The organism is Streptomyces sp. NPDC031554, assembly GCF_055580685.1.
The window spans coordinates 406400-430983 of sequence record NZ_JBVIKX010000002.1; the positions used below are offsets into that span (position 1 = coordinate 406400).

20 protein-coding genes, 1 pseudogene and 1 riboswitch are annotated in these 24584 nt (G+C 71.3%); of the genes and pseudogenes, 12 read left to right on the forward strand and 9 right to left on the reverse strand.

Annotated features, from left to right (window positions below):
* Positions 1-82: 82 nt before the first annotated feature.
* Positions 83-217 (forward strand): annotated as a pseudogene (locus tag ACZ5FU_RS07255) (bifunctional 3-oxoadipate enol-lactonase/4-carboxymuconolactone decarboxylase PcaDC); the annotation flags it as partial.
* 585 nt (positions 218-802) lie between these two features.
* Entirely contained in the window at positions 803-1819 is a 1017-nt protein-coding gene (locus ACZ5FU_RS07260) for a hypothetical protein (protein ID WP_451776846.1), read from the forward strand.
* A gap of 47 nt (positions 1820-1866) precedes the next feature.
* Here ACZ5FU_RS07260 and ACZ5FU_RS07265 read toward each other — a convergent pair whose 3' ends face one another.
* The 4 genes from ACZ5FU_RS07265 to tsaD all read right to left on the reverse strand — a co-directional run bounded on the left by ACZ5FU_RS07265 (position 1867) and on the right by tsaD (position 6564).
* Positions 1867-2199 carry an antibiotic biosynthesis monooxygenase family protein gene (locus ACZ5FU_RS07265; RefSeq protein WP_451776843.1) on the reverse strand — a complete coding sequence of 111 codons (333 nt, stop codon included), beginning with the start codon at positions 2197-2199 and terminating at the stop codon, positions 1867-1869.
* A gap of 81 nt (positions 2200-2280) precedes the next feature.
* Positions 2281-4932, reverse strand: coding sequence for an alanine--tRNA ligase (alaS, locus tag ACZ5FU_RS07270; protein WP_468834472.1), 2652 nt, complete (start codon positions 4930-4932; stop codon positions 2281-2283).
* Between the two features lie 16 nt (positions 4933-4948).
* Positions 4949-5515, reverse strand: coding sequence for a GNAT family N-acetyltransferase (locus ACZ5FU_RS07275; RefSeq protein WP_451529259.1), 567 nt, complete (start codon positions 5513-5515; stop codon positions 4949-4951).
* Positions 5515-6564, reverse strand: coding sequence for a tRNA (adenosine(37)-N6)-threonylcarbamoyltransferase complex transferase subunit TsaD (gene tsaD / locus ACZ5FU_RS07280; RefSeq protein ID WP_451529258.1), 1050 nt, complete (start codon positions 6562-6564; stop codon positions 5515-5517). Before tsaD ends, ACZ5FU_RS07275 begins: the two co-directional genes overlap by 1 nt.
* Before the next feature lie 142 nt (positions 6565-6706).
* Between tsaD and cbiE the strand changes: the two genes are divergently transcribed.
* The 5 genes from cbiE (at position 6707) to ACZ5FU_RS07305 (ending at position 11810) form a co-directional block, all read left to right on the forward strand.
* Positions 6707-7969, forward strand: a complete 1263-nt coding sequence (gene cbiE / locus ACZ5FU_RS07285) for a precorrin-6y C5,15-methyltransferase (decarboxylating) subunit CbiE (protein ID WP_469045056.1) — start codon at positions 6707-6709, stop codon at positions 7967-7969.
* Entirely contained in the window at positions 7966-8715 is a 750-nt protein-coding gene (cobM, locus tag ACZ5FU_RS07290; protein ID WP_451529256.1) for a precorrin-4 C(11)-methyltransferase, read from the forward strand. Before cbiE ends, cobM begins: the two co-directional genes overlap by 4 nt.
* Before the next feature lie 255 nt (positions 8716-8970).
* The gene (locus ACZ5FU_RS07295) at positions 8971-10026 is read left to right on the forward strand and encodes a FecCD family ABC transporter permease (RefSeq protein WP_468645163.1); all 1056 of its coding nucleotides are present in this window, start codon (positions 8971-8973) and stop codon (positions 10024-10026) included.
* A 2-nt stretch (positions 10027-10028) separates the two neighbouring features.
* Entirely contained in the window at positions 10029-10796 is a 768-nt protein-coding gene (locus ACZ5FU_RS07300; RefSeq protein ID WP_469045058.1) for an ABC transporter ATP-binding protein, read from the forward strand.
* Between the two features lie 9 nt (positions 10797-10805).
* On the forward strand, positions 10806-11810 hold the full coding sequence (locus tag ACZ5FU_RS07305; protein ID WP_451529253.1) for an ABC transporter substrate-binding protein: 1005 nt from the start codon (positions 10806-10808) through the stop codon (positions 11808-11810).
* A gap of 7 nt (positions 11811-11817) precedes the next feature.
* On the opposite strand, the gene ACZ5FU_RS07310 is transcribed toward ACZ5FU_RS07305, so the two are convergent.
* Positions 11818-12990, reverse strand: a complete 1173-nt coding sequence (locus tag ACZ5FU_RS07310; RefSeq protein WP_469045059.1) for a cobalt-precorrin-5B (C(1))-methyltransferase — start codon at positions 12988-12990, stop codon at positions 11818-11820.
* An 18-nt stretch (positions 12991-13008) separates the two neighbouring features.
* Between ACZ5FU_RS07310 and ACZ5FU_RS07315 the strand changes: the two genes are divergently transcribed.
* Both ACZ5FU_RS07315 and nicT read left to right on the forward strand, forming a co-directional pair.
* Complete coding sequence (locus ACZ5FU_RS07315; RefSeq protein ID WP_451529251.1) at positions 13009-13770, forward strand: cobalt-precorrin-6A reductase; 762 nt, start codon at positions 13009-13011, stop codon at positions 13768-13770.
* A 112-nt stretch (positions 13771-13882) separates the two neighbouring features.
* Positions 13883-15052, forward strand: a complete 1170-nt coding sequence (nicT, locus tag ACZ5FU_RS07320; RefSeq protein WP_469045060.1) for a Nickel transporter NicT — start codon at positions 13883-13885, stop codon at positions 15050-15052.
* A gap of 40 nt (positions 15053-15092) precedes the next feature.
* Here the strand turns inward: nicT and ACZ5FU_RS07325 are convergent, their stop codons facing one another.
* Genes ACZ5FU_RS07325 through cobG form a run of 3 tightly spaced genes read right to left on the reverse strand, consistent with a single transcriptional unit; the run spans position 15093 to position 18540 of the window.
* Positions 15093-16580, reverse strand: a complete 1488-nt coding sequence (locus ACZ5FU_RS07325; RefSeq protein WP_451529249.1) for a precorrin-2 C(20)-methyltransferase — start codon at positions 16578-16580, stop codon at positions 15093-15095.
* Positions 16577-17248 carry a precorrin-8X methylmutase gene (locus tag ACZ5FU_RS07330; RefSeq protein WP_451776830.1) on the reverse strand — a complete coding sequence of 224 codons (672 nt, stop codon included), beginning with the start codon at positions 17246-17248 and terminating at the stop codon, positions 16577-16579. The genes ACZ5FU_RS07325 and ACZ5FU_RS07330 overlap by 4 nt, the downstream gene beginning before the upstream one ends.
* Positions 17245-18540, reverse strand: a complete 1296-nt coding sequence (cobG, locus tag ACZ5FU_RS07335; RefSeq protein WP_451529247.1) for a precorrin-3B synthase — start codon at positions 18538-18540, stop codon at positions 17245-17247. Before cobG ends, ACZ5FU_RS07330 begins: the two co-directional genes overlap by 4 nt.
* A 90-nt stretch (positions 18541-18630) precedes the next feature.
* A riboswitch (cobalamin riboswitch) is annotated at positions 18631-18706 on the forward strand.
* A gap of 85 nt (positions 18707-18791) precedes the next feature.
* Between cobG and cobN the strand changes: the two genes are divergently transcribed.
* The gene (cobN, locus tag ACZ5FU_RS07340) at positions 18792-22421 is read left to right on the forward strand and encodes a cobaltochelatase subunit CobN (protein ID WP_451529246.1); all 3630 of its coding nucleotides are present in this window, start codon (positions 18792-18794) and stop codon (positions 22419-22421) included.
* 167 nt (positions 22422-22588) lie between these two features.
* Here cobN and ACZ5FU_RS07345 read toward each other — a convergent pair whose 3' ends face one another.
* On the reverse strand, positions 22589-23035 hold the full coding sequence (locus ACZ5FU_RS07345) for a Fur family transcriptional regulator (protein ID WP_468645179.1): 447 nt from the start codon (positions 23033-23035) through the stop codon (positions 22589-22591).
* 175 nt (positions 23036-23210) lie between these two features.
* Between ACZ5FU_RS07345 and ACZ5FU_RS07350 the strand changes: the two genes are divergently transcribed.
* Together ACZ5FU_RS07350 and ACZ5FU_RS07355 are read left to right on the forward strand one after the other, a co-directional pair.
* Positions 23211-23858 (forward strand): superoxide dismutase, encoded by a 648-nt coding sequence (locus tag ACZ5FU_RS07350; RefSeq protein WP_189923363.1) that lies wholly within the window; start codon positions 23211-23213, stop codon positions 23856-23858.
* A gap of 182 nt (positions 23859-24040) precedes the next feature.
* The gene (locus tag ACZ5FU_RS07355) at positions 24041-24199 is read left to right on the forward strand and encodes a hypothetical protein (RefSeq protein ID WP_468645170.1); all 159 of its coding nucleotides are present in this window, start codon (positions 24041-24043) and stop codon (positions 24197-24199) included.
* Positions 24200-24584: the final 385 nt, after the last annotated feature.

The window sequence follows — 24584 nt, forward strand, 5'->3', positions numbered from 1 at the left end:
CGCGAGATGGCCGAAGCCTCAAGCGCCACACCACCCGGGAGGTCTTCCACCTGGTCAGACCTGTGCGGCCGCAACCCTCGTTATAGGGGCGTCCGTGAGACGTGAGAAGGTCTGGGGCGTGAGCGAGACACCACCGAACACCCTGCAATACCGCTTCGACGGGCCAGAAGACGCTCCGGTTCTGATCCTGGGGCCCTCTCTGGGCACCACCTGGCACAGGTTGTAAAGACCGTCCAGAGGCGTCCACGTCAGTCCAGAGTTGGAGCGTAAGAGCAGGTCAGGGCCTCGCAGTCCGGGGGAGTCGGTGTAGTCGGTGACAGAGATGTGACAGCGCCCGCGACAGCCCGGTGACAGCGCGAGCCCGCCGGGGGGCACGCTGGCGGGGCCTCTGGCCGGAGCCACTCGACGAAGCCCCACCGGAACACGTCCGGTGGGGCTTCGTCACGAGATCGACCGTGCTCGCGCGCATGACGCCCTCGGCTCCGCATGCAGTTCGTGTTCCTGCGATGCGCCTCGGGACGCTGAATTTGCGATCGCAGCCAGCAAGACGGGGATCCGTGAGGAGACGCGCCCTGCGGGAAACCGGGCGGGTTCTGTCGTGTTGTGGGTTGATGTGGTGTGCCTGCTCGGGACGGGCTCAGCGGTATGCCGACTGTCGGTGGATGCGTGACGTCGTGGCCACCATTGACACGGCACCCGTGACGAAACCGGACCTGGTCGTGCGTGTGCGGACGTTCTGCGGTGACAGGGCACAATGGTCCGCACGCGGTGGCTGGGGGGGGGCGGCTCTGGGGAGGGCGTCGTGAAGTTCAGAAAGCGAACGCTGGAAATGCTTGGCGACCTCATTTGCGGGAACCTCGGTGTGGCTGATCCTCAGGCTGGTGCCGAGCCTGCATATTTCCCGTATCGATCAAGCAGCTACATCACCGAGTTCTTCGCCGAACTCGACATGGATTGGGAGCACGACGGTTCGACGCGGCACCGCTGGGTCGCAGGGGTGCTGGAACAACTGTTGGCAGAGCCGCACGAGGGGCCTTCACACCCGCCGGAGTCCTTCTGCAGGGTGATCGACCACCTGATGAATCCGGCGGATGCCCTCAATGAAGGGCTCGACCGGCCCAATGCCCTGCGCTTGCTGAACAATGCGCTCGCCCGGGAAGGGTTCGAAGCCTTCTACGAGGAGGACAAGCATTGCTATCTGCGGCACATCGGAACGAGCACTGTCTCGATGCCGGCCAAGAACCCGCATCGTCCTCTGAGCGCCGCCGAGATGCAGCGGCGTACAGCACTTGCCGCGTTCCTGGACACGTGCAGTGAGGATGCGCTCATTGAACAAGTGCTGCTGCCGTTGTTCCGGCAGCTGGGTTTTCACCGGATCACGGCGGCCGGGCACCGGGACAAGGCGCTGGAGTACGGCAAGGACATCCGGATGCGGTACACCCTGCCGACTCGGCACTTTCTGTACTTCGGCATCCAGGTGAAGCGCGGAAAGCTGGATACCACCGGTAGGTCCAGGGCGGGCAATGCCAACATCGCTGAGATCCACAATCAAGCTCTGATGATGTTGGCGCACGAGATCTTCGACCCCGAGACCAACCGGCGCGTCCTCGTCGACCATGCGTTCATCGTGGCCGGCGGGGAGATCACCAAGGCTGCACGCAACTGGCTGGGCAACGCGTTGGACGCGGCGAAGCGGAGCCAGATCATGTTTATGGATCGCGACGACATCCTGAACCAGTTCGTGGTGACCAACCTGCCGCTTCCCGGGGGTGTGCCAGATGCGGTGCCGCCCGGTGGTACCACGGCAGCGTCGTTCTGAGGCGCTGGCGCACGCGTCGCGCCGGAGAGGGCAGCAGGGACCTGCCACTAGCGCGGATGGACAGACTTCACCGAGAAGAGCCGTGGCTGCACGTCCGTCGCGATCTTGGCTGCCTGGTCCATATGGACGCGGGCCTCGGGGTTGTCGAGCATCGCCCTGTAGTGCTCCTCGGTCTCCCACTGGGCGTAGTTGATCACCCGTTCGCCGTCGAGTGAGGCGTGGAAGTTGGCGCAGACGAAGCCGGGCTGGTGCTTCATGGTCTCCTCGGTCGCACGGGCGAGCAGTTCGATCAGCTCGTCCTGACGGTCGGGGGAGACCGTGAACACGTTGATGAGGGTGGCCACCGGGCGGGTCGTGTCGACCTGAACGGTAACAGTCATGCAGTCATATCTCCCCTTACCTTAGGAGACGTTGTCGCATTAGGCCGCGCGTTCGCTCGAACGGAGGCGAGCCGCGAGACCTCAGTGTTGGTGGAGAGCTGTCGATACCGACTCCAGGACGTGCCACAGACGGTCCGCGGACAGGCCGCCGCCCTGGGCCAGTTGCGCCGATCCGCCACCCTTGCCGTGCAGGAGTCGCTTGATCAGTCGCGCGGCGTACAGTCCCGACGCCTCGGCGGCCGCATTGACGGCGGCCACGAGGATCGACTTGTGGCCGGAGGTTGTTCCGATCACCACGACTCCAGGGCGCTCAGCGGGGAGCAGGTCGCGCACGGTGGTGGCCAGGGTCCTGGCGTCGTCCGTGTCGCCGTCCGTGGTCGCGGTGACCACCAGGACTCCGTGCGCGTCCTGTGCCTTGCCCGCCAGTTCGGCGGCGCGTGTGCGCGTGGCGGCCTGCCGCAGCCGCTGGTTCTCCCGGTCGGCCGACTTCAGCCGCTCCAGCAGCCCTGCGATGCGGTCGGGGAGTTCGGCGCGCGGTGCCTGGACCTGCTCGGCGATGCGGGCGACCAGGTCGCGTTCGCGGGCCAGGTAGCCGAAGCCTTCGACGCCGACGGCGGCCTCCAGACGGCGCATGCCCGCACCGACCGAGGACTCCGACGTCAACGCGACGACGCCGATCTGCGAGGCGTGCTCGACGTGCGTGCCGCCGCACAGCTCCCGTGACCAGGCACCGCCGATCTCGACCACGCGGACCTTCTCGCCGTAGGTCTCGTCGAAGAGAGCGAGAGCGCCCAGCTCCTTCGCCTCCGGCAGGGTCATCCAGCGGACGCCGACCGGTAGGTCACGACGTAGCGCCTGGCTGGCGGCCTCCTCGATCTCGCTCCGCACAGTCGGGGACAGGGCGCCCCGCCAGGGGAAGTCGAGGCGGAGGTAGCCGGGACGGTTGTAGGAGCCGGACTGCAGGGCGGTGGGGCCGAGTACCTGGCGCAGGGCCGCGTGCAGCACGTGGGTGCCGGAATGGGCCTGGCGGGCGCCGAGCCGCCATTCGGGATCCACGGCCGCCGTGACCTCGTCACCGACGGCGAGTTCACCTGCCGTGACGCGCACCTGGTGAACCACGAGCCCGGCCAGCGGGCGCTGCACGTCCAGGACTTCGGCCTCCACCGACGTGCCGGAGAGGTGGCCGGCGTCGCTGTCCTGGCCACCGGACTCGGCGTAGAACGGGGTGCGGTCCAGGACCGCGGTCACGATCTCTCCCTCGCTCGCCACCGGGGCCGGGCCGGCAGCGGTCAGCAAGGCGAGGACGCGGGACCGGGTGGTCAGGGCGTCCCACGCGCGCCAGTCGGTAGGACCGTGCTCGCCCAGGACACCACGCAGTGCGGCCGTGTCCGTGCCGCCTGACTTACGGGCGCGCGCGTCGGCTCGTGCGCGTTCGCGTTGCTCGCGCATCAGCGCGGTGAAGCCCTCCCGGTCGACCTCCACGCCCTGTTCGGCCGCCATCTCCAGGGTGAGGTCGATGGGGAAGCCGTACGTGTCGTGCAGCAGGAACGCCTGCGCGCCGGGAAGCCGGCGACCGCCGTTCGACTTGACCTCGGCCACGGCCGTGTCCAGGACCGTCGTTCCCTGGCGCAGGGTCGCGCGGAAGGCGTCCTCCTCACCTGCCGCCCGGTCGACGATCCGGTCGTAGGTGTCTGCGACCTCCGGGTAGCCGGGCGCCATGCAGTCGCGGGCCACGGCCAGCAGCTCGGGCAGCGCGGGGTCCCGGTAGCCGAGTTGACGCATCGAGCGCACGGCCCGGCGCAGGATGCGGCGCAGGACGTAGCCGCGGCCCTCGTTGCCGGGAGAGGTGTCGTCGGCGAGCAGCATCAGGGCGGTGCGGACGTGGTCGGCGACCACCCGCAGGCGTACGTCGGCCTCGGCGTCCGCGCCGTAGCGGACACCGGCCAGCGCGGCGGCCCGGTCGAGGACCGGGCGGGTCTCGTCGGTCTCGTAGAGGTTGTCGACACCCTGGAGCAGGGTGGCCATGCGTTCCAGGCCCATGCCGGTGTCGATGTTGCGGCGGGGGAGTTCGCCGAGGATGGGGTAGCCCGACTTGCCGGGGCCTTCGCCGCGCTCGTACTGCATGAAGACGAGGTTCCAGAACTCCATGTACCGGTCCTCGTCGACCGCCGGGCCGCCCGCGCGGCCGAGCGCCGGACCGCGGTCGTAGTACAGCTCCGAGCAGGGACCGCACGGACCGGGCACGCCCATCGACCAGAAGTTGTCCTCGTCGCCCCGGGCCACGATCCGCTCGTCGGGGAGGTCGGCGATGCGCCGCCACAGAGCGCGGGATTCGTCGTCGCTGTGGTGCACGGTCACCCAGATCCTGTCCGGGTCCAGGCCGTAGCCGCCGGCCGGCACCGGCGAGGTGGACAGCTCCCAGGCGAAGGCGATGGCCTCCTCCTTGAAGTAGTCGCCGAGCGAGAAGTTGCCGTTCATCTGGAAGAAGGAGCCGTGCCGGGTGGTGCGGCCGACCTCCTCGATGTCCAGGGTGCGCACGCACTTCTGCACGCTCGTCGCCCGCGGCCACGGCGCCGCCGCCTCGCCTGTCAGGTACGGCTTGAAAGGGACCATGCCGGCGTTGACGAAGAGCAGCGTCGGGTCCGGTGTGGGCAGCGGGGCGCTGGGGACGACGGTGTGGCCGCGCTCGGCGAAGAAGTCGAGGAAACGGCGGCGGATCTCGGCGGTGCGCACGGTGGGCTCCGGGTGGCTACAGGGGCTGGGCGGCCAGGGTTCGGGCGGGATGGTGAGGGCCGAGGAAGACCGCGATGCCGTGGCCGCCGGGGGAGGGGTGGGTGGCCTGCGTCCAGCCCTGGTCGCGGTAGAAGGCCATGGCCCGGGGCGACCGGAGGGAAGTGAGCAGCCAGGCGCGGCCGTCGGGGGCGTCCTCGGTCACCGCCCGCAGGAGGCCGGCCGCGATCCCGGTGCCGCGGACGGCGGAGCGGACGGCGAGCTCGTCGATCTCGCGGGCACCGCACAACCACTCCTCGGTACGGCTCGGGCCGAGACCGGCGGCCGCCTGTGGATAGCAACGGCCGACCGGGAAGGGGGCGGGCGTGGCCCAGGCGGTTGCGAAACCCACGACGTTTCGTCCGTCGAAGGCGAGTGCGGCGCTGAACCCCGGACGCCGTACGTCCGAGCCGAGCCGCGCGACGAAGGCGTCCGCCCTCTCCTCATCCTCGTTCCAGGGCGGCGCGCAGAACGCGTCGGCGTAGACGGAACGCAGGGCGGCGCTGTGCTCCAGGAGAGCTTCGTACGCGACGACACGGACGTCCATCACGCGGCCACCGCTCCGGCCGCCACCGGATGCAGGGCCGCGTAATCCAGCGGTGCCGACGGGTCGATCGACACGTCCCACGGCGCCGGCTCGGCACCGGCCCGTACGAGGAGGTCGCCGACGGCGGCGATCATCGCGCCGTTGTCCGTGCACAACCTCAACGGCGGTACCCGCAGTGCGATTCCGGCCGCCCGGCAGCGCTCCTCGGCCAGTGACCGCACCCGCGAGTTCGCGGCGACCCCGCCGACGACGACCAGCGTGCCGACGCCGTGCTCCCTGCACGCGGCGACCGCCTTGCGGGTCAGGACGTCGGCGACGGCCTCCTGCAGCGACGCGGCGCCGTCGTGGACGGGCAGCTCGCGCCCGGAGTGGGATTCGGCCCAGCGGGCCGCCGCCGTCTTCAACCCGGAGAAGGAGAAGTCGTAGGAGCCGGGGAGGGGGCGGGGGAAGTCGACGGCGCGAGGATCGCCGTCGCGGGCGGCCCGGTCGATGGCCGGACCGCCGGGATACGGCAGGCCGAAGACCCGCGCGACCTTGTCGAAGCACTCGCCGGCGGCGTCGTCGAGGGTGTCGCCGAGGTGGGCGATCGGATCGCGGGCCAGGTCGCGCACGAGGAGCAGCGAGGTGTGGCCGCCGGAGACGATCAGCACCATGCACGGGTCGGGCAGGGGGCCGTGCTCCAGGGTGTCGGCGGCGACATGACCGGCCAGGTGGTGCACGCCGTGGAGCGGGACGCCCAGCGCGTAGGCGATGCCCTTCGCCCCCGCGAGGCCCACCTGCAGCGCGCCGGACAGGCCCGGGCCCGTGGTCACGGCGACCGCCCCGATGTCGGAGAGCCGCAGCCCGGCCTGGTCCAGTGCCTGACGCACCACCGGGCGCAGGGCGTGCAGGTGGGCGCGGGACGCGATCTCGGGCACCACTCCACCGAAGCGGGCGTGCTCGTCCATGCTCGACGCCACGGCGTGCCCGAGCAGTCGTCCGTCCCGCACGAGCCCCGCACCGGTCTCGTCACACGACGACTCGATCCCGAGCACGATCGGAGAGCCCATGCCCTCCCCTTCCTGCGACGCAATGGTTATTGCGAACAGTGTGCAATAAGATCGCTCGGGATGTGAACCCGGACTCGGTCGCACGGGTGATCGCTTAGTAGAGTGCGCCCCTGTCACCCCCTGAACTCCGAGGTAGCCAGCAGTGACCCCCGCCCGACCAGGCCCGCCCTCCGTCGTCACCGTCGTCGGGATCGGAGCCGACGGCTGGAGTGGCCTGGCCGAGCCCTCACGCGCGGAACTGCGTCGCGCCGAGGTCCTCGTCGGAGGTCCGCGCCAGCTGGACCTGCTGCCCGCCGAGTGCGCCGGCGAACGCGTCGCCTGGCCCTCACCCCTGCGCCCCGCCGTCCCGCGCCTGCTCGCCGCTCATGCCGGCCGCCGCATCGCCGTACTGGCCAGCGGTGACCCGATGTTCTACGGCATCGGACGCGCGCTCGCCGAAGAGGCCGACGCGGTGCGTGTCCTTCCCCACCCGTCGTCCGTGTCCCACGCCGCCGCCCGGCTGGGCTGGCCGCTGGAGGACGTCGAGGTCGTCACACTGGTGGGCCGCCCCACCGCCCGCCTCGCCTCCGCCCTCCACGACGGCCGGCGGCTCCTCGTCCTCAGCGCCGACGCGACCACTCCCGGGGAGGTCGCCGAGCTCCTGAGCGACCGTGGCTTCGGGCCAAGCCGGATGCGGGTCCTGGAACAGCTCGGCGGCGACCGGGAGCGTACGACCGCCGAGACCACCGCCGACGACTGGGCACGGACAGCGCGGCCCGGCGATCCGCTCAACATCGTGGCCGTCGAATGCCGCCGGGCACCGGACGCCCTGCGACTGGGTGCCGTGCCGGGGCTGCCGGACGCGGCGTACGAACACGACGGGCAGCTCACCAAGAGACACGTCCGCGCCGCCACCCTCGGCGCGCTCGCCCCGGCTCCGGGCGAACTCCTGTGGGACATCGGCGGAGGGTCGGGCTCCATCGCCATCGAGTGGATGCGCACCCACCCGTCGTGCCGGGCCGTCACCGTCGAACGCGACCGCGTTCGAGCCGAACGCATCCTCCGCAACGCGGAACGCCTCGGTGTCCCCGGACTGCGGGTCGTCACCGGCGCCGCTCCCGCCGCACTGGGCGAACTGCCGACGCCGGACGCGGTGTTCGTCGGCGGCGGGCTCACCGCCCCCGGCCTGCTCGACGCCTGCTGGGCGGCTCTGCCCCGCGGCGGGAGGCTGGTCGCCAACACCGTCACGCTGGAATCCGAGGCACTGCTCGCCGACGCCCACCGCCGGCACGGTGGCGAGCTGGTGCGGCTCGCGGTGGCGCACGCCGTGCCCGTGGGCGGCTTCACCGGATGGCGGCAGGCCATGCCGGTCACCCAGTGGGCCGTACAGAAGACCGACCACCCCTCACCAGGAGCTGACAGATGACCGTGTACTTCATCGGCGCCGGCCCCGGCGCCGCCGACCTGATCACGGTGCGCGGCGCCCGGACGCTCGCCACCTGCCAGGTCTGCCTGTACGCGGGCAGCCTCGTCCCGCGCGAACTACTGGCGGAATGCCCGCCGGACGCACGCCTGGTGGACACCGCCCAGCTCACCCTGGACGAGATCACCGCCGAGTTGCTCCGTGCCCACGAGGAGGGGCACGACGTGGCCCGGCTGCACTCGGGCGACCCTTCCGTGTTCAGCGCGGTCGCCGAACAGATGCGTCGACTGGACGCGGCCGGCGTGCCCTACGAGGTCGTCCCCGGTGTTCCCGCCTTCGCCGCCGCTGCCGCCTCCCTCAAGCGGGAGCTGACCGTGCCCACCGTCGGCCAGACCGTCATCCTCACCCGCGTCGCCAACCGTGCCACCCCCATGCCGGAAGGCGAGGACCTGGTCACTCTGGGCCGCAGCGGTGCACTGATCGTGCTGCACCTCGCCGCCAAGTACGCGGACCGCGTGGTCGAGGAGCTCCTCCCGCACTACGGCGCCGACTGCCCTGCCGCGGTCGTCGCCTACGCCTCCCGCCCCGACGAGCTGATCATCCGCGGCACGCTCGACGAGATCGCCCAGAAGGTGAAGGAGGCGGGCGTCCTGCGCACAGCGGTGATCATGGTGGGGCGGACGCTGGGGGCGGAGCAGTTCCGCGACAGCCACCTGTACTCGCCGGAGCGGGAGCGCCATCTCTGCTGAACCAGACGTCGGGGCCTGTTCATCAGGCCCCTCGCCTCCCGCGGGGGAAGTCCGGTGAGAGTCCGGCGCTGACCCGCAACGGTGTGCACGGCACCTGATCCGACGGTTGTCGTGCGAGCCCGATCGCCTGCGGGGGCATATCGACCCGTTGACTGCTCGCCGTGGACTGCGAGAGGGGGACCGTACGGCCGACCACGGCCACACGGGCTGCTCCTGCTCGACGTCCAGCAGGCGGCCCGTTCGAAAGGCCCTCAGGTGCGCCGAAGCACGGCCCCCCGTCGCATACCCGTGTTGCCGCTCAGCCTGGCTCTGGTGCTGCTGCTCCTGTTGTCCCTCGTCGGCGGGGTGGGGCTCGGTGCCGCCGGCGTCGGCTGGGCGGACGTACTGCGCTTCCTGTGGGCCGGACTCACCGGTGGGACCGTGCACGCGCGGGACGCGGCCGCGTACACCATCGTCTGGGAGATCCGGCTGCCGCGGGTGCTGCTCGGTGCCGTGGCCGGAGCGGGCCTCGCGGCCGTCGGGGTGGCGGTGCAGGCCATGGTGCGCAACGCGCTGGCCGACCCGTTCGTCCTCGGTATCTCCTCCGGCGCGGCGGTGGGCGCCAACGCCGTCATCCTCCTCGGCGCGTTCGCCGGGCTCGGCGTGTGGGCGCTGTCCGCGTCGGCGTTCGTCTCCGCGCTCGCGGCGATGGCGCTCGTGTACGCCGTGGCCCGCTCACCGCACGGACTGACGCCCCTGCGGCTGATCCTGACCGGCACGGCACTGGCGTACGGCTTCGAGGCCGTCACCACGGTCATGGTGTTCGGTGCTGCACGGGGCGAGGCGGCCCGGTCCGCGATGATGTGGCTGCTGGGCAGCCTGGGCGGCGCCACCTGGGCCCGACTGCCGCTCGCCGCCGTCACGGTGGCGGCCGGATGGACCTTGCTGAGGTTGCGGGCCGAGCCGCTCAACGCACTCGCCATGGGCGACGAGACAGCGGCCGCGCTCGGCGTCGGACCGGCCCGGCTGCGCCGGGAGCTGTTCCTCGTCACCGCGGCGGTGACCGGGACGGTGGTGGCGGTCAGCGGGGCCATCGGGTTCGTCGGCCTCATGGTTCCGCACGTCGTCCGGATGCTCGTCGGCGCCGACCACCGGCGAGTGCTGGCGGTCGCCCCGCTCGCCGGGGCCGTGCTGCTGGTATGGGCGGACGTACTGTCCCGGCTGCTGTTCGCGCCCGCCGAGCTGCCGGTCGGAGTGATCACCGCGGTGGTCGGTGTTCCCGCGTTCCTGCTGCTGATGCGGCGGGGCGCTTACACGTTCGGAGGGCGCTGAGCATGCGACTCGACATCGATGACGTCACGATCGAGGCGGCCGGAATCCGGCTGGTCGAGCACATCGACCTCACCGTGGGCAGCGGGGCGTTCGTCGGACTCGTCGGTCCCAACGGCAGCGGCAAGTCGACCCTGCTGCGCTCCCTCTACCGGGCGCTGCGGCCGGCCGGGGGAGTGGTGCGGCTGGACGGGGACGACCTGCACGCCATGGCCGCACGGGCCGCCGCCCGGGTCCTGGCCGCACTGCCGCAGGAGTCCTCGGCCGAGTTCGACTTCACCGTCGCCGAGGTGGTCGCCATGGGCCGGCTGCCGCACCAGGGCCGTACGGCCGCCTCGGACCGGGAGATCTGCGCACGGGCGATGGCACGCACCGGCGTCGCCCACCTGGCCGACCGCGGATTCCTGGGCCTGTCCGGAGGCGAGAAGCAACGGGTCCTCATCGCCCGGGCGCTGGCCCAGCAACCGAAGATCCTGGTCCTCGACGAACCCACCAACCACCTCGACATCGCTCACCAGCTGGACGTGCTGTCCCTGGTCCGCGACAGCGGCCTGACCGTGCTGGCCGCGCTGCACGACCTCAACCTGGCGGCGGCCCACTGCGACGTGCTGTACGTCCTCGACGGCGGCCGGATCGTCGCCTCCGGACCGCCCCAGGACGTCCTCGAACCCCCGCTGCTCGCGAAGGTGTTCGGCGTCCGGGCCCACACCGTCCGGCACCCCGAGACGGATGCCGTCCAGCTCCTGTTCGACCTGCTTCCACCCACTGCCTGAAGGATGCCCATGCGTAAGCAGCTTCTAGCCGCCGCCCTCTGTCTGGCCGCGACCGCCACCGGGTGCGGCGCCACGGTGGAGCCGGCCCAGGACGCGAAACCCTCCTCCTCGGTCACCCTGACCAACTGCGGTCGCCAGGTGACGTACGACAAGGTCCCCGAGCGGGTCGTCACCAACGACGTCGGCATCACGGAGCTGATGTTCGCCCTCGGGCTGGAGGACCGCATGGCCGGCTTCGCCATGCCCGACGACAAGGGCGACCTGCGCGGTGTGCCCTGGAAGGACGGCTACGGCAAGGTGAAGTGGCTGTCGAAGGACCAGCTCACCAAGGAGAACGTCCTCGACGCCCGTGCCGACCTCGTCTTCGCGGGCTGGAACTACGGTTTCCGTGAGGACAGCGGCTTCACCCCCGACGCCCTGGAGAAGCTCGGTATCCCCTCGTACGTCCTCACCGAGTCCTGCCGCAACGGCCGCACCAAGTCCTCCCGCGGCATCATGCCGCCCCTGGACGCCCTGTACGCCGACCTCACCAACCTCGGCCATCTCTTCGGCGTCGAGAAGCGTGCGGCCACGCTGATCGCCAACTTCAAGCAGCAGATCGCCGACGTACGGGCCAAGGCGCCCAAGGGTGCCGACCGTCCTTCCGTCTTCCTCTACGACAGCGGCCAGGACACCCCCTTCACCTCCGGCCGCTACGCGGCTCCGGAGCAGATCATCACCGAGGCGGGCGGCGTCAACGTGATGCACGACGTGGCGGACTCCTGGACCACGGTCGGCTGGGAGAGCGTCGTACAGCGCGACCCGGACGTCATCGTCATCTGCGACTACGGCGACGTCAGCGCCGAGCAGAAGGAGAAGTTCCTGCTCTCCCACGCCCCGCTGCGCGACGTCTCGGCTGTCAAGCACCGGCGGGTCATCTCCCTGGACTACGCCGACCTGGTCGAAAGCCCTCGCAACCCGTCGGCGATCACCCGGCTCGGCGCCTATCTGCGGACCGTACCGGCCGCCCGGTGACGGGGGCTCAGCGGATCGTGCTGCGGCCCACGACCGTGCCTGCCCGGTCGATGCAGATGACGTCCACCGCGACCGGCGCTCCGCGCAGCACGGCGAGCGCCTCGTCCCGGGCGGCCTGCGCCACCAGGTCCCCGAGCGGTACGCCGGCTGCCTGGCACAGCTGCAACGCGGCGAGGCCGGTGTTCGCGGCACCCACCTCGGCGGCCAGCGGCTCGTCCGCGCCGCCGCCGCGGGCCAGTTCCGCCAGGAAGCCCTTGTCGACCTGGGAGCGGCCGGAGTGCAGGTCCAGATGGCCCGCCGCGAGCTTGGAGAGCTTGGCGAAGCCGCCGCAGATGGTGAGGCGGTCCACCGGGTGGCGGCGGATGTACTTCAGCACGGCGCCCGCGAAGTCACCCATGTCGAGCAGGGCGTCCTCGGGCAGGTTGTACTCGGCGACGACCGTCTTCTCGGACGTCGACCCGGTGCATCCGGCGACATGGGTCCGTCCGGCCGCCCGGGCCACATCCACGCCCCGGCGGATGGAGTCGATCCAGGCCGAGCAGGAGTACGGCACGACGATGCCCGTGGTGCCGAGGATGGACAGGCCGCCGAGGATGCCGAGCCGTGGGTTCCAGGTGGAACGGGCGATCTCCTCGCCGTGGTCGACGGAGACGGTGATCTCCACGTCGCCGCTGCCGCCGTGTCGCGCGGCCACCTCGGCGACGTGCTCGCTCATCATCCGCCGGGGCACGGGATTGACGGCCGCCTCACCGACGGGCAGCGGAAGGCCGGGCCGGGTGATGGTCCCCACGCCGGGGCCGGCCTTGAAGACGATGCCGCTGCCCGCGGGCAGCCGCCGGACCGTGGCCCGGACCAGCGCGCCGTGCGTGACGTCGGGGTCGTCGCCGGCGTCCTTCACGATCCCCGCCATGGCGGAACCTTCGGTCAGCTGCTCGACGGCCAGCGCGAAGGACGGCGTCTGCCCCTTGGGCAGCGTGATCGTCACCGGGTCGGGAAACTCACCGGTCAGCAGGGCGGTGTACGCGGCCGTCGTGGCCGCCGTCGCGCAGGCCCCCGTGGTCCAGCCGTGCCGCAGCCCCGTGTGCTCCAACTGGGCGCGACGCCCGCCCTTCACCTGACCGGAACCCTGCGGCCCGCCCCCTCCGTCGTCACCCACGTCTCGACCCTCACTACTCCTCATGAACGGACCCGGACTCCCATGCACGTACTGATCCTCGGCGGCACCACGGAGGCCCGCCGCCTTGCCGAACTGCTCCACGACACCCCCGGCCTCAAGCTGACCAGCTCCCTCGCGGGGCGCGTCGCCAGTCCCCGGCTGCCCCCCGGCGAAACCCGCGTCGGCGGCTTCGGAGGGGCTGACGGACTGGCCGCGTGGCTGCGTGACCACGCGGTCGACGCGGTCGTCGACGCCACCCACCCCTTCGCCGGCACGATCAGCTTCAACGCGGCACAGGCCGCTGCCACCAGCCATGTTCCCCTGCTCGCCCTGCGCCGGCCCGGCTGGGTCCCCGTAGCGGGCGACCGGTGGCACGAGGTGGGGTCACTCGGGGAAGCGGCCCGGTCGCTGCCCGCACTCGGCCGACGGGTGTTCCTCACCACCGGGCGGATGGGGCTGGACGCCTTCGCGGACCTCGACGACCTGTGGTTCCTCGTACGGTCCGTGGACGCACCCGAGTCGCCGCATCCCGCCCACCTGGAGGTGCTGCTCGATCGCGGCCCCTTCACCCTCGACGGGGAGCGCGAGCTGCTCCGTCGCCACCGCATCGACGTTCTTGTCACGAAGGACAGCGGTGGGGCGGCGACCGCGCCGAAACTGACCGCCGCGAGAGAGGCCGGGCTGCCCGTCGTCGTCGTCCGCAGACCACCGGTTCCGCAGGGCGTGTCCCTCGTGGCCGACGCCGGGAGCGCGGCACAGTGGGTCCGCGAAAGCCTTGAACAAGGCCCCTTTCCGGTCCGTTGACCGAAACCTGGCGTGGGCTTTGCTGCGGTCATGTTGTCGTTGCAACACGTTCGCAGAAATCTGGAAGGAGGGGCTGAGAACAGCCGCTCGCCGAACGTAAGGGTCACGCCCCATGACCACCGCTCCTGATTCCGCTTCCGCCGGGCCGACCGCTCCGGCCACCGGCCGCGGCATCTCGTGGCACCGCATCCGCACCTCGATGACCCGGAAGGAATGGGCCAGTGCCGGCGGCATGGCCGCCTTCATCCTGGCCCTGCACGTCATCGGCTGGTTCACGCTGGTCGCGATCGTCGCCCCCCAGCACCACAGCCTCGGCACCAAGACCTTCGGCATAGGCATCGGAGTCACCGCGTACACCCTCGGCATGCGTCACGCCTTCGACGCCGACCACATCGCCGCCATCGACAACACCACCCGCAAGCTGATGAACGAGGGGCGGCGTCCCCTGTCCGTCGGCTTCTGGTTCTCCCTCGGCCACTCCACGATCGTCTTCGCCCTCGCCCTCCTGCTCTCCCTGGGCGTGAAGGCGCTGGCCGGACCCGTCGAGAACGACGACTCCGAGCTGCACAGCGTCACGGGGTGGATCGGCACGACCGTCTCCGGGACCTTCCTCTGCGTCATCGCGGTCATCAACCTGATGATCATGGTGGGCATCTGGAAGGTGTTCCGGCAGATGCGCACCGGCCACTTCGACGAGGCGGCGCTGGAGGAGCAGCTCAACAACCGCGGCTTCATGAACCGCCTCCTCGGCCGCCTCATGAAGTCGATCACCAAGCCGTGGCAGATGTACCCCCTGGGCGTCCTCTTCGGCCTCGGCTTCGACACCGCCACCGAGATCGCGCTCCTCGTCCTCGCCGGCTCGGGCGCCGCCTCCGGACTGCCCTGGTACGCGATCCTGTGCCTGCCGGTCCTGTTCGCGGCCGGCATGTCGCTGCTGGACACCATCGACGGCTCGTTCATGAACTTCGCCTACGGCTGGGCGCTCTCCAAGCCGGTACGCAAGGTCTACTACAACCTCACCATCACCGGCCTGTCCGTCGCCGTCGCCCTCATCATCGGCACCGTCGAACTCCTCGGCCTGGTCGCCGAGAAGGCGGACCTGCACGGCGCCTTCTGGGACTGGATCGCCGGACTCGACCTCAACATCATCGGCTACGTCATCGTCGGTCTGTTCTTCGCCACCTGGGCCGTCGCCCTGCTGGTGTGGAAGGTCGGCCGTATCGAGGAGAAGTGGACGGCGGGACTCGCCCGGCCGGCCACCGCTCAGGAGCACGGCGAGTAGAGCCGGAGACGGTGCCGCGCGCGACGCGGCACCGCCCACCTCACGCCTCCGGATACCGGCGCGGCGTCCAGACGATCTCCTCGCCGTCGGCCCGCCGTACCACCCGGGTCTGCGAGGAACCGACCAGCAGGATCGTGCGCATGTCGACCTCGGCCGGATCCAGCTCGCCCAGCGGCACGATCCGCACCCGCTCGCCCGGGCCGCCGACGTCGCGGGCGACCACCACCGGAGTCTGCGGCGCCCGGTGCTCCAGCAGCAGCTCCAGCGCCTTGCCCACCTGCCAGGTACGGCTGCGCGAGCCGGGGTTGTACAGGGCCAGCACCAGGTCCGCCGAAGCCGCTGCGCGCAGTCGCTCGGCGATGACCTCCCACGGTTTGAGCCGGTCGGACAGCGAGATGGTGGCGTAGTCGTGTCCGAGCGGGGCGCCGGCCCGTGCCGCGGCCGCGTTGGCGGCGGTCACGCCCGGCAGCACGCGCACCGGCACATCCAGGTACTCGGGCCGGGACGCGACTTCCAGGACCGCGGTCGCCATGGCGAACACACCCGGGTCGCCGCCGGAGACCACGGCCACCCGGCGCCCCTTCCGGGCCAGTTGCAGCGCGAACTCGGCGCGCTCGGCCTCCACCCGGTTGTCCGACCCGTGCCGGGCCTGGCCCGGCCGCTCGGGCACCCGGTCCAGGTAGGTGGCGTAGCCGACCAGGTCGTCGGCGGCGGACAGTGCGCCCCGCGTCTCGGGCGTCAGCCACAGCGGACCGGCCGGACCCGTACCGACCACGACCACCTCGCCCCGCTCCCGCACGGGCCGCTCGGCATCCACCTGGCTCGGCAGCACGGCCACCGAGAAATACGGCACCGATTCCGCGTCCACGTCCGCCAGTTCGGCCACGCGCTCCTTGCTCATGGTGGCCCGCTCCACGTACCGGGCCTCCTCCAGCCGTCCCGCGCTCTCCAGCGCACGGCGCACCTTGGGGAAGGTCCGGCCGAGCTTCATCACCACCGCGGCGTCCGTCGTGGCGAGGCGGGCGGTCAGCTCTTCTTCGGGCAGGGTGCCCGGCAGGATCGTCAGCACCTCCTCGCCCTCGGCGAGCGGTGCGCCCAGACGCGCCGCGGCGGCCGACACGGAGGTGACACCGGGGACGACCTCGGTGTCGTAGCGGTCGGTGAGCCGCTTGTGCATGTGCATGTAGGAGCCGTAGAAGAGCGGATCGCCCTCGGCGAGCACGGCCACGGTGCGGCCGGCGTCGAGATGGGAGGCGAGCCTGGCCGACGCCTCGGCGTAGAACTCCTCCATGGCGCCCTTGTAGCCGCCGGGATGGTCGGTGGTCTCCGTCGTGACCGGATAGACCAGCGCTTCCTCGATGTGGTCCTCACGGATGTGCCGCGCCGCGATCGAGCGGGCGATGGACCGCCCGTGCCGGGCGCTGTGGTAGGCGATCACGTCCGCTTCGGCGATGACCTCGACGGCCCGTACGGTCATCAGGGAGGGGTCACCGGGGCCGAGGCCGACCCCGTACAGCTTGCCGCTCACTCTTCCTCGCTCGCGATCGCGTTGAGCGCGGCGGCCGCGATGGCGCTGCCACCGCGGCGGCCGCGTACCACCAGGTGTTCCAGGCCGGAGGGATGTGCGGCCAGGGCGTCCTTGGACTCGGCGGCGCCGACGAAGCCGACCGGGACTCCGATGACGGCGGCGGGCCGGGGAGAGCCCTCCTCGATCATCTCCAGGAGCCGGAAGAGGGCGGTGGGCGCGTTGCCGACGGCGACGACCGCCCCTTCCAGCCGGTCGCGCCACAGCTCCAGCGCGGCGGCGCTGCGCGTGGTGCCCATCTTCGCGGCCAGCTCCGGGACGGCCGGGTCGGACAGGGTGCAGAGCACGTCGTTGCCGGCCGGCAGCCGCTTGCGGGTGACGCCGCTGGCCACCATCTGCACGTCGCAGAGGATCGGGGCACCGGAACGCAGGGCCTCTCGGGCGTGAGCCACCACCGCTGGCGTGTAGGACAGGTCCTGGACGAGGTCGACCATCCCGCAGGCGTGGATCATGCGCACCGCGACCTGGCTGATGTCGGCGGGCAGTCCCGCGAGGTCCGCTTCCGCGCGGATGGTGGCGAAGGACTGGCGGTAGATCGACGCCCCGTCCTTCTCGTAGACGTGGGTGGTCACGGTGCTCTTCTCGCTGCTCTCGGTCGTCTTGCGGATCATGAGGTGATCGCCGCCAGGGCGGCGCCTATCTGGGAAGGACCTGCTACGGCTGCGGTTCGCATGCTCCGGCCCGTCGTGGCGGCTGAGAGGCGGTACCCGCCGTCCGGGGCCGCGAGCACATCGACGTGGTCGCCACTGGGGTGCCCGCAGCGCCGTTCACACCCGGACCAGTACAGGGGGAGGACAGGGCGGCCCGTCACTTCGAGTGCCCGCGCCGCGTCCGCCCGTACGTCGGCGTGCGCCTTGGCGCATCCGGGGCGGCCGATGCAGGCGCCCACGTGCAGCCACGGGGACGCAGGGTCGGTGACCAGGCCGACCGCACGGAGACGTTCGAGCGACCCGGCGATGCGCGCAGCGGTGGCGCCCACGGTGGGGACGACCACGCCACGCCAAGGGGTCAACCGCAGCTCCGAGTCCGCGGCACCCGTCAACGCCTCCCACTGGACGGGCGAGAGCCGCCCCAGGGGCACGTGCACGGACAGAGCGTCGCCGACGACTCCCGGCGACGGTCCCCCGGCCGTACCGACCGGCTCGGCACGGTCTTCGTGCTCGACGCCCTCGGCCGTCAGCCGGTCACGCACGAGCCAACCCAACTCGGCTTCCGACAAGGCAAGTTCGGACACTCTCCAGGTTCGTGTCCCGTGCGACCGTGCGGCCTCCAGGAAGGTCTCGGCCGCCACCAACGCAGCGAGCGGCGCGTCACCGGCGGCCACACGAACCGACCCGGGGGCGAGCCACGCTCCGCCGTCCCCGGTCGCACACACCGTGACGTCGGCGCCGAGGCCGACCACATCACCGCGTCCGTCGTCCAGGGCGAACAGGAACCGACCCGACAGGCCCCTGGCGGCTTCGCTCGCGCACAACGCGGCGTCCAGGGCCGTCAGCCAGGGCCGTACGTCCTGCAACCCGCCGCCGTCGAGGCCGGACAGGGGGGAGGCGACGATGTTGCGCACCCGCTCGTGCTCCGGCGAGGGGAGCAGGCCGGCCGCGTCCAACGCCTCCGCCAGCTCCGCGCCGCACCCGGCTGCCAAGCCGCGCAGCTGCACGTTGCCACGCGATGTCAGGTGCAGGTCGCCGTCGCCCAGCCGTCGGGAGGCACGACCGAGCGCCCGTGCCTGATGCGTGGTCAGAACTCCGCCGGGGAGGCGGACGCGGGCGAGGGCCCCGTCGTCCGCCGTGTGCAGGCGCAGCGCTCCGGGGCAGGCGTCACCGCCGTCCCGTGGGGCCGGGGTGGCCTGGGGCCATGGAGGAAGGGCTGCCGTGGGCATGGCGGTGAGCATACCCACGATCATGAACGATGTATGCCCCGCGCTCATCCTGTGACCCTTACTATGCTCCACGGTGGATCACCCGGTCCACGAACCGCCACCACGGCGACAGGAGAGGAAGCCGGTGTGAATCCGGCGCGGTCCCGCCACTGTGAATTCGGCCTCACCGGGCCGGATGAGCCAGGAACTCCCTCCCCTCGCCTTCGGCTTCGTCCGAGGGGGAGACCATTCCGACACTGCCCGGGGCGCGGACCCCGAGGAAGGCCAGGCGACGCATGCCCACTTCGATCGGGGAGCGAGCCCCGCACGCCCACGAGATCCTGCTCCTGTCGACGTCCGACACCGACCTGCTCAGCGCCCGCGCGGCCGGCGGCCCGGTCGGCTACCGCTTCGCCAACCCCGCCCGCCTCGCCGTGGACGACCTCCCCGCCCTCCTCGACGGCGTCGCCCTGGTGGTCGTACGCCTGCTGGGCGGCATCCGCGCCTGGCAGGACGGCATCGACCTGCTGCTGGCGGACGGGCGCCCGGTCGTCGTCCTCACCGGTGAACAGGCCCCCGACGCCCAGCTGATGGCCGCCTCCACCGTCCCCGTCGGCATCGCCGCCGAGGCCCACGCCTACCTCGCCCACGGCGGCCCCGCCAACCTCGAACAGCTCGCCCGGTTCCTGTCGGACACCGTGCTGCTCACCGGTCACGGCTTCGACGCGCCGACGTCGGCTCCGACCTGGGGCCCACTGGAGCGCCCGGACCGGCCGGCCGGCGGGCCGACCATCGCGGTGCTCTACTACCGCGCCCACCACATGAGCGGCAACACGGCTTTCGTCCATGCCCTGTGCGACGCCGTCGAGGAAGCGGGTGGCCGGCCGCTGCCCCTGTACGTCGCCTCCCTGCGGGCGCCCGAGGCAGAGCTGATCGCCGAACTCCGGTCCGCCGACGCCATCGTCACCACGGTCCTGGCGGCCGGAGGCACCAAGCCCGCCGAGGCATCGGCCGGCGGCGACGACGAGTCCTGGGACGCGGGCGCGCTCACCACCCTCGACGTCCCCATCCTCCAGGCCCTCTGCCTGACCGGCTCCCGCACGGCCTGGGCGGAGAACGACGAGGGCGTCTCCCCGCTGGACGCGGCCAGTCAGATCGCGGTCCCCGAGTTCGACGGCCGTCTGATCACGGTGCCGTTCTCCTTCAAGGAGATCGACGCCGACGGCCTCCCGGCCTACGTCGCCGACCCCGAGCGGGCGGCCAGGGTCGCCGGAATCGCCGTACGCCACGCCCGCCTCCGCCACATCCCACCGGCCCGGAAGCGGCTGGCTCTGGTTCTGTCGGCGTACCCCACCAAGCACTCCCGAATCGGCAACGCGGTCGGCCTGGACACTCCCGCCAGCGCCGTCGCCCTGCTCAGGCGTCTGCGCGACGAGGGCTACGACTTCGGCTCCGGCACGGACATCCCCGGCCTGGCCTCCGGCGACGGCGACGAGCTGATCCGCGCGCTCATCGAGGCGGGCGGCCACGACCAGGACTGGCTCACCGAGGAACAGCTCGCCCGCAACCCGGTACGCGTCCCGGCGGCCGACTACCGACGCTGGTTCGCCACCCTCCCGAAGGAACTGCGCGAGGCGGTGGAGGAACACTGGGGCCCGGCGCCCGGCGAGATGTTCGTCGACCACAGCCGCAACAAGGAGGGCGACATCGTCCTCGCGGCCCTCTGCTACGGCAACCTGCTCGTCCTCATCCAGCCCCCGCGCGGCTTCGGCGAGAACCCGATCGCCATCTACCACGACCCGGACCTCCCGCCCTCCCACCACTACCTGGCCGCCTACCGCTGGATCGCCGCCCCACAGGCGGAGGGCGGCTTCGGGGCGGACGCGATGATCCACCTCGGCAAGCACGGCAACCTGGAGTGGCTGCCGGGCAAGAACGCCGGCCTGTCCGCCGCCTGCGGCCCCGACGCCGCCCTCGGCGACCTCCCGCTGATCTACCCCTTCCTCGTCAACGACCCCGGTGAGGGCACCCAGGCCAAGCGCCGCGTCCACGCCACCCTCGTCGACCACCTCGTCCCGCCCATGGCCCGCGCCGACTCCTACGGCGACATCGCCCGCCTGGAGCAACTCCTCGACGAGTACGCGCAGATCTCCGCCATGGACCCGGCCAAGCTGCCCGCCATCCGCGCCCAGATCTGGACCCTCATCCAGGCGGCGAAGCTGGACCACGACCTCGGCCTGGAGGACCGGCCCGACGACGACGGCTTCGACGACTTCCTCCTCCACGTCGACGGCTGGCTCTGCGAGGTCAAGGACGCCCAGATCCGCGACGGCCTCCACGTCCTCGGCACCCCGCCCGCCGGCGCCGACCGCGTCAACCTCGTCCTCGCCATCCTCCGCGCCCGCCAGATCTGGGGCGGCGTCAAGGCTCTCCCCGGTCTGCGGGAAGCCCTCGGCCTGGACGAGTCGTCCGCGACCCGCACGACGGCCGACGAGGCGGAGGAGAAGGCCCGCGCCCTGGTCCAAGCCATGGAGGACGCCGGCTGGGACCCGGCCGCCGTACCCACCGAACACGGCGAACAGGTCCGCGCCGTCCTCGACTTCGCCGCCCGCGAAGTCGTCCCGCGCCTGGCGGCGACCACCGCAGAACTCGACCACACGGTCCACGCCCTGGCCGGCGGGTTCGTCCCGGCAGGGCCCTCCGGCTCGCCGCTCCGTGGCCTGGTCAACGTCCTGCCGACCGGCCGCAACTTCTACTCCGTCGACCCCAAGGCCGTCCCCTCACGCCTCGCCTGGGAGACCGGCCAGGCCCTCGCCGACTCCCTGCTGGAGCGCTACCGCACGGACAACGGCGACTGGCCCACCTCCGTCGGACTGTCCCTGTGGGGCACCAGCGCCATGCGCACCGCCGGCGACGACGTCGCCGAGGCCCTCGCCCTGCTCGGCATCCGCCCCGTCTGGGACGACGCCTCCCGCCGCGTCACCGGCCTCGAACCCGTCCCCTACGACGAGTTGGGCCGCCCGCGCATCGACGTCACCCTGCGCATCTCGGGCTTCTTCCGGGACGCCTTCCCCCACACCATCGGCCTCCTGGACGACGCCGTACGCCTGGCGGCCTCCCTGGAGGAACCGGCCGAGATCAACCACGTCCGGACCCACGTGCAGGCCGACCTGGCGGCCCACGGCGACGAGCGCCGAGCCACCACGCGCATCTTCGGCTCCCGCCCCGGAACGTACGGCGCCGGACTGCTCCAGCTCATCGACTCGCGCGACTGGCGCACCGACGCCGACCTCGCCGAGGTCTACACCGTCTGGGGCGGCTACGCCTACGGCCGCGAGCTCGAAGGCCGCCCCGCCCGTGAGGAGATGGAGACGGCCTACAAGCGGATCGCCGTGGCCGCGAAGAACACGGACACCCGTGAGCACGACATCGCCGACTCCGACGACTACTTCCAGTACCACGGCGGCATGGTGGCCACCGTCCGCGCCCTGCGCGGGACCGCACCCGAGGCGTACATCGGCGACTCCACCCGCCCGGAAACGGTCCGCACCCGCACACTCGTCGAGGAGACCTCACGCGTCTTCCGGGCGCGCGTGGTCAACCCGAAGTGGATCGAGGCGATGCGCCGCCACGGTTACAAGGGCGCCTTCGAACTCGCCGCCACCGTGGACTACCTGTTCGGCTACGACGCCACGACCGGCGTGGTCGCCGACTGGATGTACGACAAGCTCACCGAGACATATGTCCTAGACCCGACGAACCGTGAATTCCTCCAGCAGGCCAATCCATGGGCGCTGCACGGCATCGCCGAGCGGCTGCTGGAGGCGGAGTCGCGCGGGATGTGGGCGAAGCCCGATCCGGCGCTGCTGGCAGAGCTGCGGCAGGTGTACCTGGAGACCGAGGGCAACCTCGAGGACGACGGGTGACGGATCCACTTATTGCGAACGACTCGCAATAACGACTAGATTCGAGGAAGGCCGGCCGGTCGGGGGTGCTGAAGCGGTACTCCCGCCGTCGGCTGGGTGCGGGGCGCCGCCATGCCTTGACAGCGTCCGTTCCGAGGCGGCGTCCCGCACCTGTGGCAGCAACTTGCTTACTCGCTGCACCGCGCGCATCGGCCGTACAGCAGCAGCGAGCCACCGGCGCCGGCGCGCAGTCCCGTCAGCTCGGTGATCCGTTCCACGGCCTCCCTCATGTCGGCGATCGCCAGATCCTGTACGCGACCGCACTCCTCACACACGGTGTGGTGGTGCGGTTCGGGGCTGACGCCGTAGCGCTTGGGGCCTGGGCCGTGCACGGCGTGCGCGAGACCCACGTCCGTGAGGGTCTCCAGAGTCCGGTAGACGGTCGCCTGATCGAACGGCAGGCCGAGTCGGCGCAGTTCAGTGCAGACGTCGGTGCAAGAGAGATGTTCCCCGGAAGCGGACAGCAGCCTCAGGGCGCACAGCCGGGCCGGGGTGCAGCGGAGGCCGTGGCGTCGTAGCAGCACCGAGTGGTCTGGCACCGTCGCCTCGCCAGGGTGTGCCGACGGCGGGGTCATGGTCACGTGCTTGCCTTTCCTGCCGTCGTGGGCGAGTCCAGGTCGCGAACTGCCGTCACCAGACCGGCGCGACATGGGGGATGGGTCCTAGGTCCAACGCCTGATCGCAATGTACCGTTCTTACTGCTAGCGTGCACCTGCATACGACTCGCAATAACGTCGGAGGACGTTGGACATGGCGCTTTACACGCTCCCGGAACTTCCGTACGACTACTCGGCGCTCGCCCCGGTCATCAGCCCGGAGATCATCGAGCTGCACCACGACAAGCACCACGCGGCGTACGTGAAGGGTGCGAACGACACGCTGGAGCAGCTGGCCGAGGCGCGGGACAAGGAGTCGTGGGGCTCGATCAACGGCCTGGAGAAGAACCTGGCCTTCCACCTCTCCGGCCACATCCTGCACTCGATCTACTGGCAGAACATGACCGGCCCGAAGGACGGCGGCGGCGAGCCCCTCGCCCAGGACGGCGTCGGTGACCTGGCCGATGCGATCACCGAGTCCTTCGGCTCCTTCGCCGGCTTCAAGGCCCAGCTGACCAAGGCCGCCGCCACCACCCAGGGCTCCGGCTGGGGTGTGCTCGCCTACGAGCCGCTGAGCGGCCGCCTCATCGTCGAGCAGGTCTACGACCACCAGGGCAACGTCGGCCAGGGCTCCACCCCGATCCTCGTCTTCGACGCCTGGGAGCACGCCTTCTACCTCCAGTACAAGAACCAGAAGGTCGACTTCATCGACGCCATGTGGGCCGTCGTCAACTGGCAGGACGTGGCCAAGCGCTACGCCGCCGCCAAGGAGCGCGGCGACAGCCTGCTGCTCAAGCCGTGACGCCGTGACACACCCCAGACGTCCTGCCTCGTGATCGTCTTCTCACCCTTCACGTCGGCAGGCGGCACAACGGAAGGCTCCCGCGAGGACGTGACTCGCGGGAGCCTTCCTGTCGTCGGCGCACAGTTGCGTGTCGGCCGCCGGGGGAAAGATCGCTTGCACGACGCAAGGCTGACGACGACGTGGCCGACGTCGTCCAGGTCCGGGTCGGCGATCCAGCCGGTGACACCGTCACGCGGGTCGGGTGGGTCGTGCAGGCGTCGATCCTCCGGGGGAACGAGCGGCAAAAGGTGATCCGCAACCGCGCTGCGCCGGCGCTGTACGGCGTGACGCTCATCTGACGCTCTGGCCCCGGCAGCCCGGACGCCCTTGTGGGGCGGGCGTTCAGCAGGTGGGTCCGTGAACGCTCCAGTGCCCGAGGAAGGGTTTCAGGGTGTCGGCCCGCAGGTTGGGCATGTCGGGCAGCCGGGCGGTGTACTCAACGGGTCGAGGCGCTTCACGGTGGCTGCTGCCCAGCTCACCCATGCTTCGACTTCGGTCCTGGCCTGGCCTGGCCCGGTGGCATGGCATCGACGCGTGTGCGTACCGCGCTCACGTACTCGGTCGGGGGGGGGGGGGGGCCCCCCCCCCCCGCGCCCCCCCGCCCCCCCCGCCGCCCCCCCCCCCCCCCCCCCAGCCGGCGGGGTGCAAGGCCGCGTCCCCCCCCCAACCCCTCTGGCGTGCCGC

Bases quoted from the DNA above. Each gene is read 5' to 3' on its own strand.
- ACZ5FU_RS07265 (WP_451776843.1), bottom strand. From the start codon at position 2,199: ATGACTGTTACCGTTCAGGTCGACACGACCCGCCCGGTGGCCACCCTC.
- ACZ5FU_RS07275 (WP_451529259.1), bottom strand. From the start codon at position 5,515: ATGGACGTCCGTGTCGTCGCGTACGAAGCTCTCCTGGAGCACAGCGCC.
- tsaD (WP_451529258.1), bottom strand. From the start codon at position 6,564: ATGGGCTCTCCGATCGTGCTCGGGATCGAGTCGTCGTGTGACGAGACC.
- cobM (WP_451529256.1), top strand. From the start codon at position 7,966: ATGACCGTGTACTTCATCGGCGCCGGCCCCGGCGCCGCCGACCTGATC.
- ACZ5FU_RS07300 (WP_469045058.1), top strand. From the start codon at position 10,029: ATGCGACTCGACATCGATGACGTCACGATCGAGGCGGCCGGAATCCGG.
- ACZ5FU_RS07305 (WP_451529253.1), top strand. From the start codon at position 10,806: ATGCGTAAGCAGCTTCTAGCCGCCGCCCTCTGTCTGGCCGCGACCGCC.
- ACZ5FU_RS07310 (WP_469045059.1), bottom strand. From the start codon at position 12,990: ATGAGGAGTAGTGAGGGTCGAGACGTGGGTGACGACGGAGGGGGCGGG.
- ACZ5FU_RS07315 (WP_451529251.1), top strand. From the start codon at position 13,009: ATGCACGTACTGATCCTCGGCGGCACCACGGAGGCCCGCCGCCTTGCC.
- nicT (WP_469045060.1), top strand. From the start codon at position 13,883: ATGACCACCGCTCCTGATTCCGCTTCCGCCGGGCCGACCGCTCCGGCC.
- ACZ5FU_RS07330 (WP_451776830.1), bottom strand. From the start codon at position 17,248: ATGATCCGCAAGACGACCGAGAGCAGCGAGAAGAGCACCGTGACCACC.
- cobG (WP_451529247.1), bottom strand. From the start codon at position 18,540: ATGATCGTGGGTATGCTCACCGCCATGCCCACGGCAGCCCTTCCTCCA.
- cobN (WP_451529246.1), top strand. From the start codon at position 18,792: ATGCCCACTTCGATCGGGGAGCGAGCCCCGCACGCCCACGAGATCCTG.
- ACZ5FU_RS07345 (WP_468645179.1), bottom strand. From the start codon at position 23,035: ATGACCCCGCCGTCGGCACACCCTGGCGAGGCGACGGTGCCAGACCAC.
- ACZ5FU_RS07350 (WP_189923363.1), top strand. From the start codon at position 23,211: ATGGCGCTTTACACGCTCCCGGAACTTCCGTACGACTACTCGGCGCTC.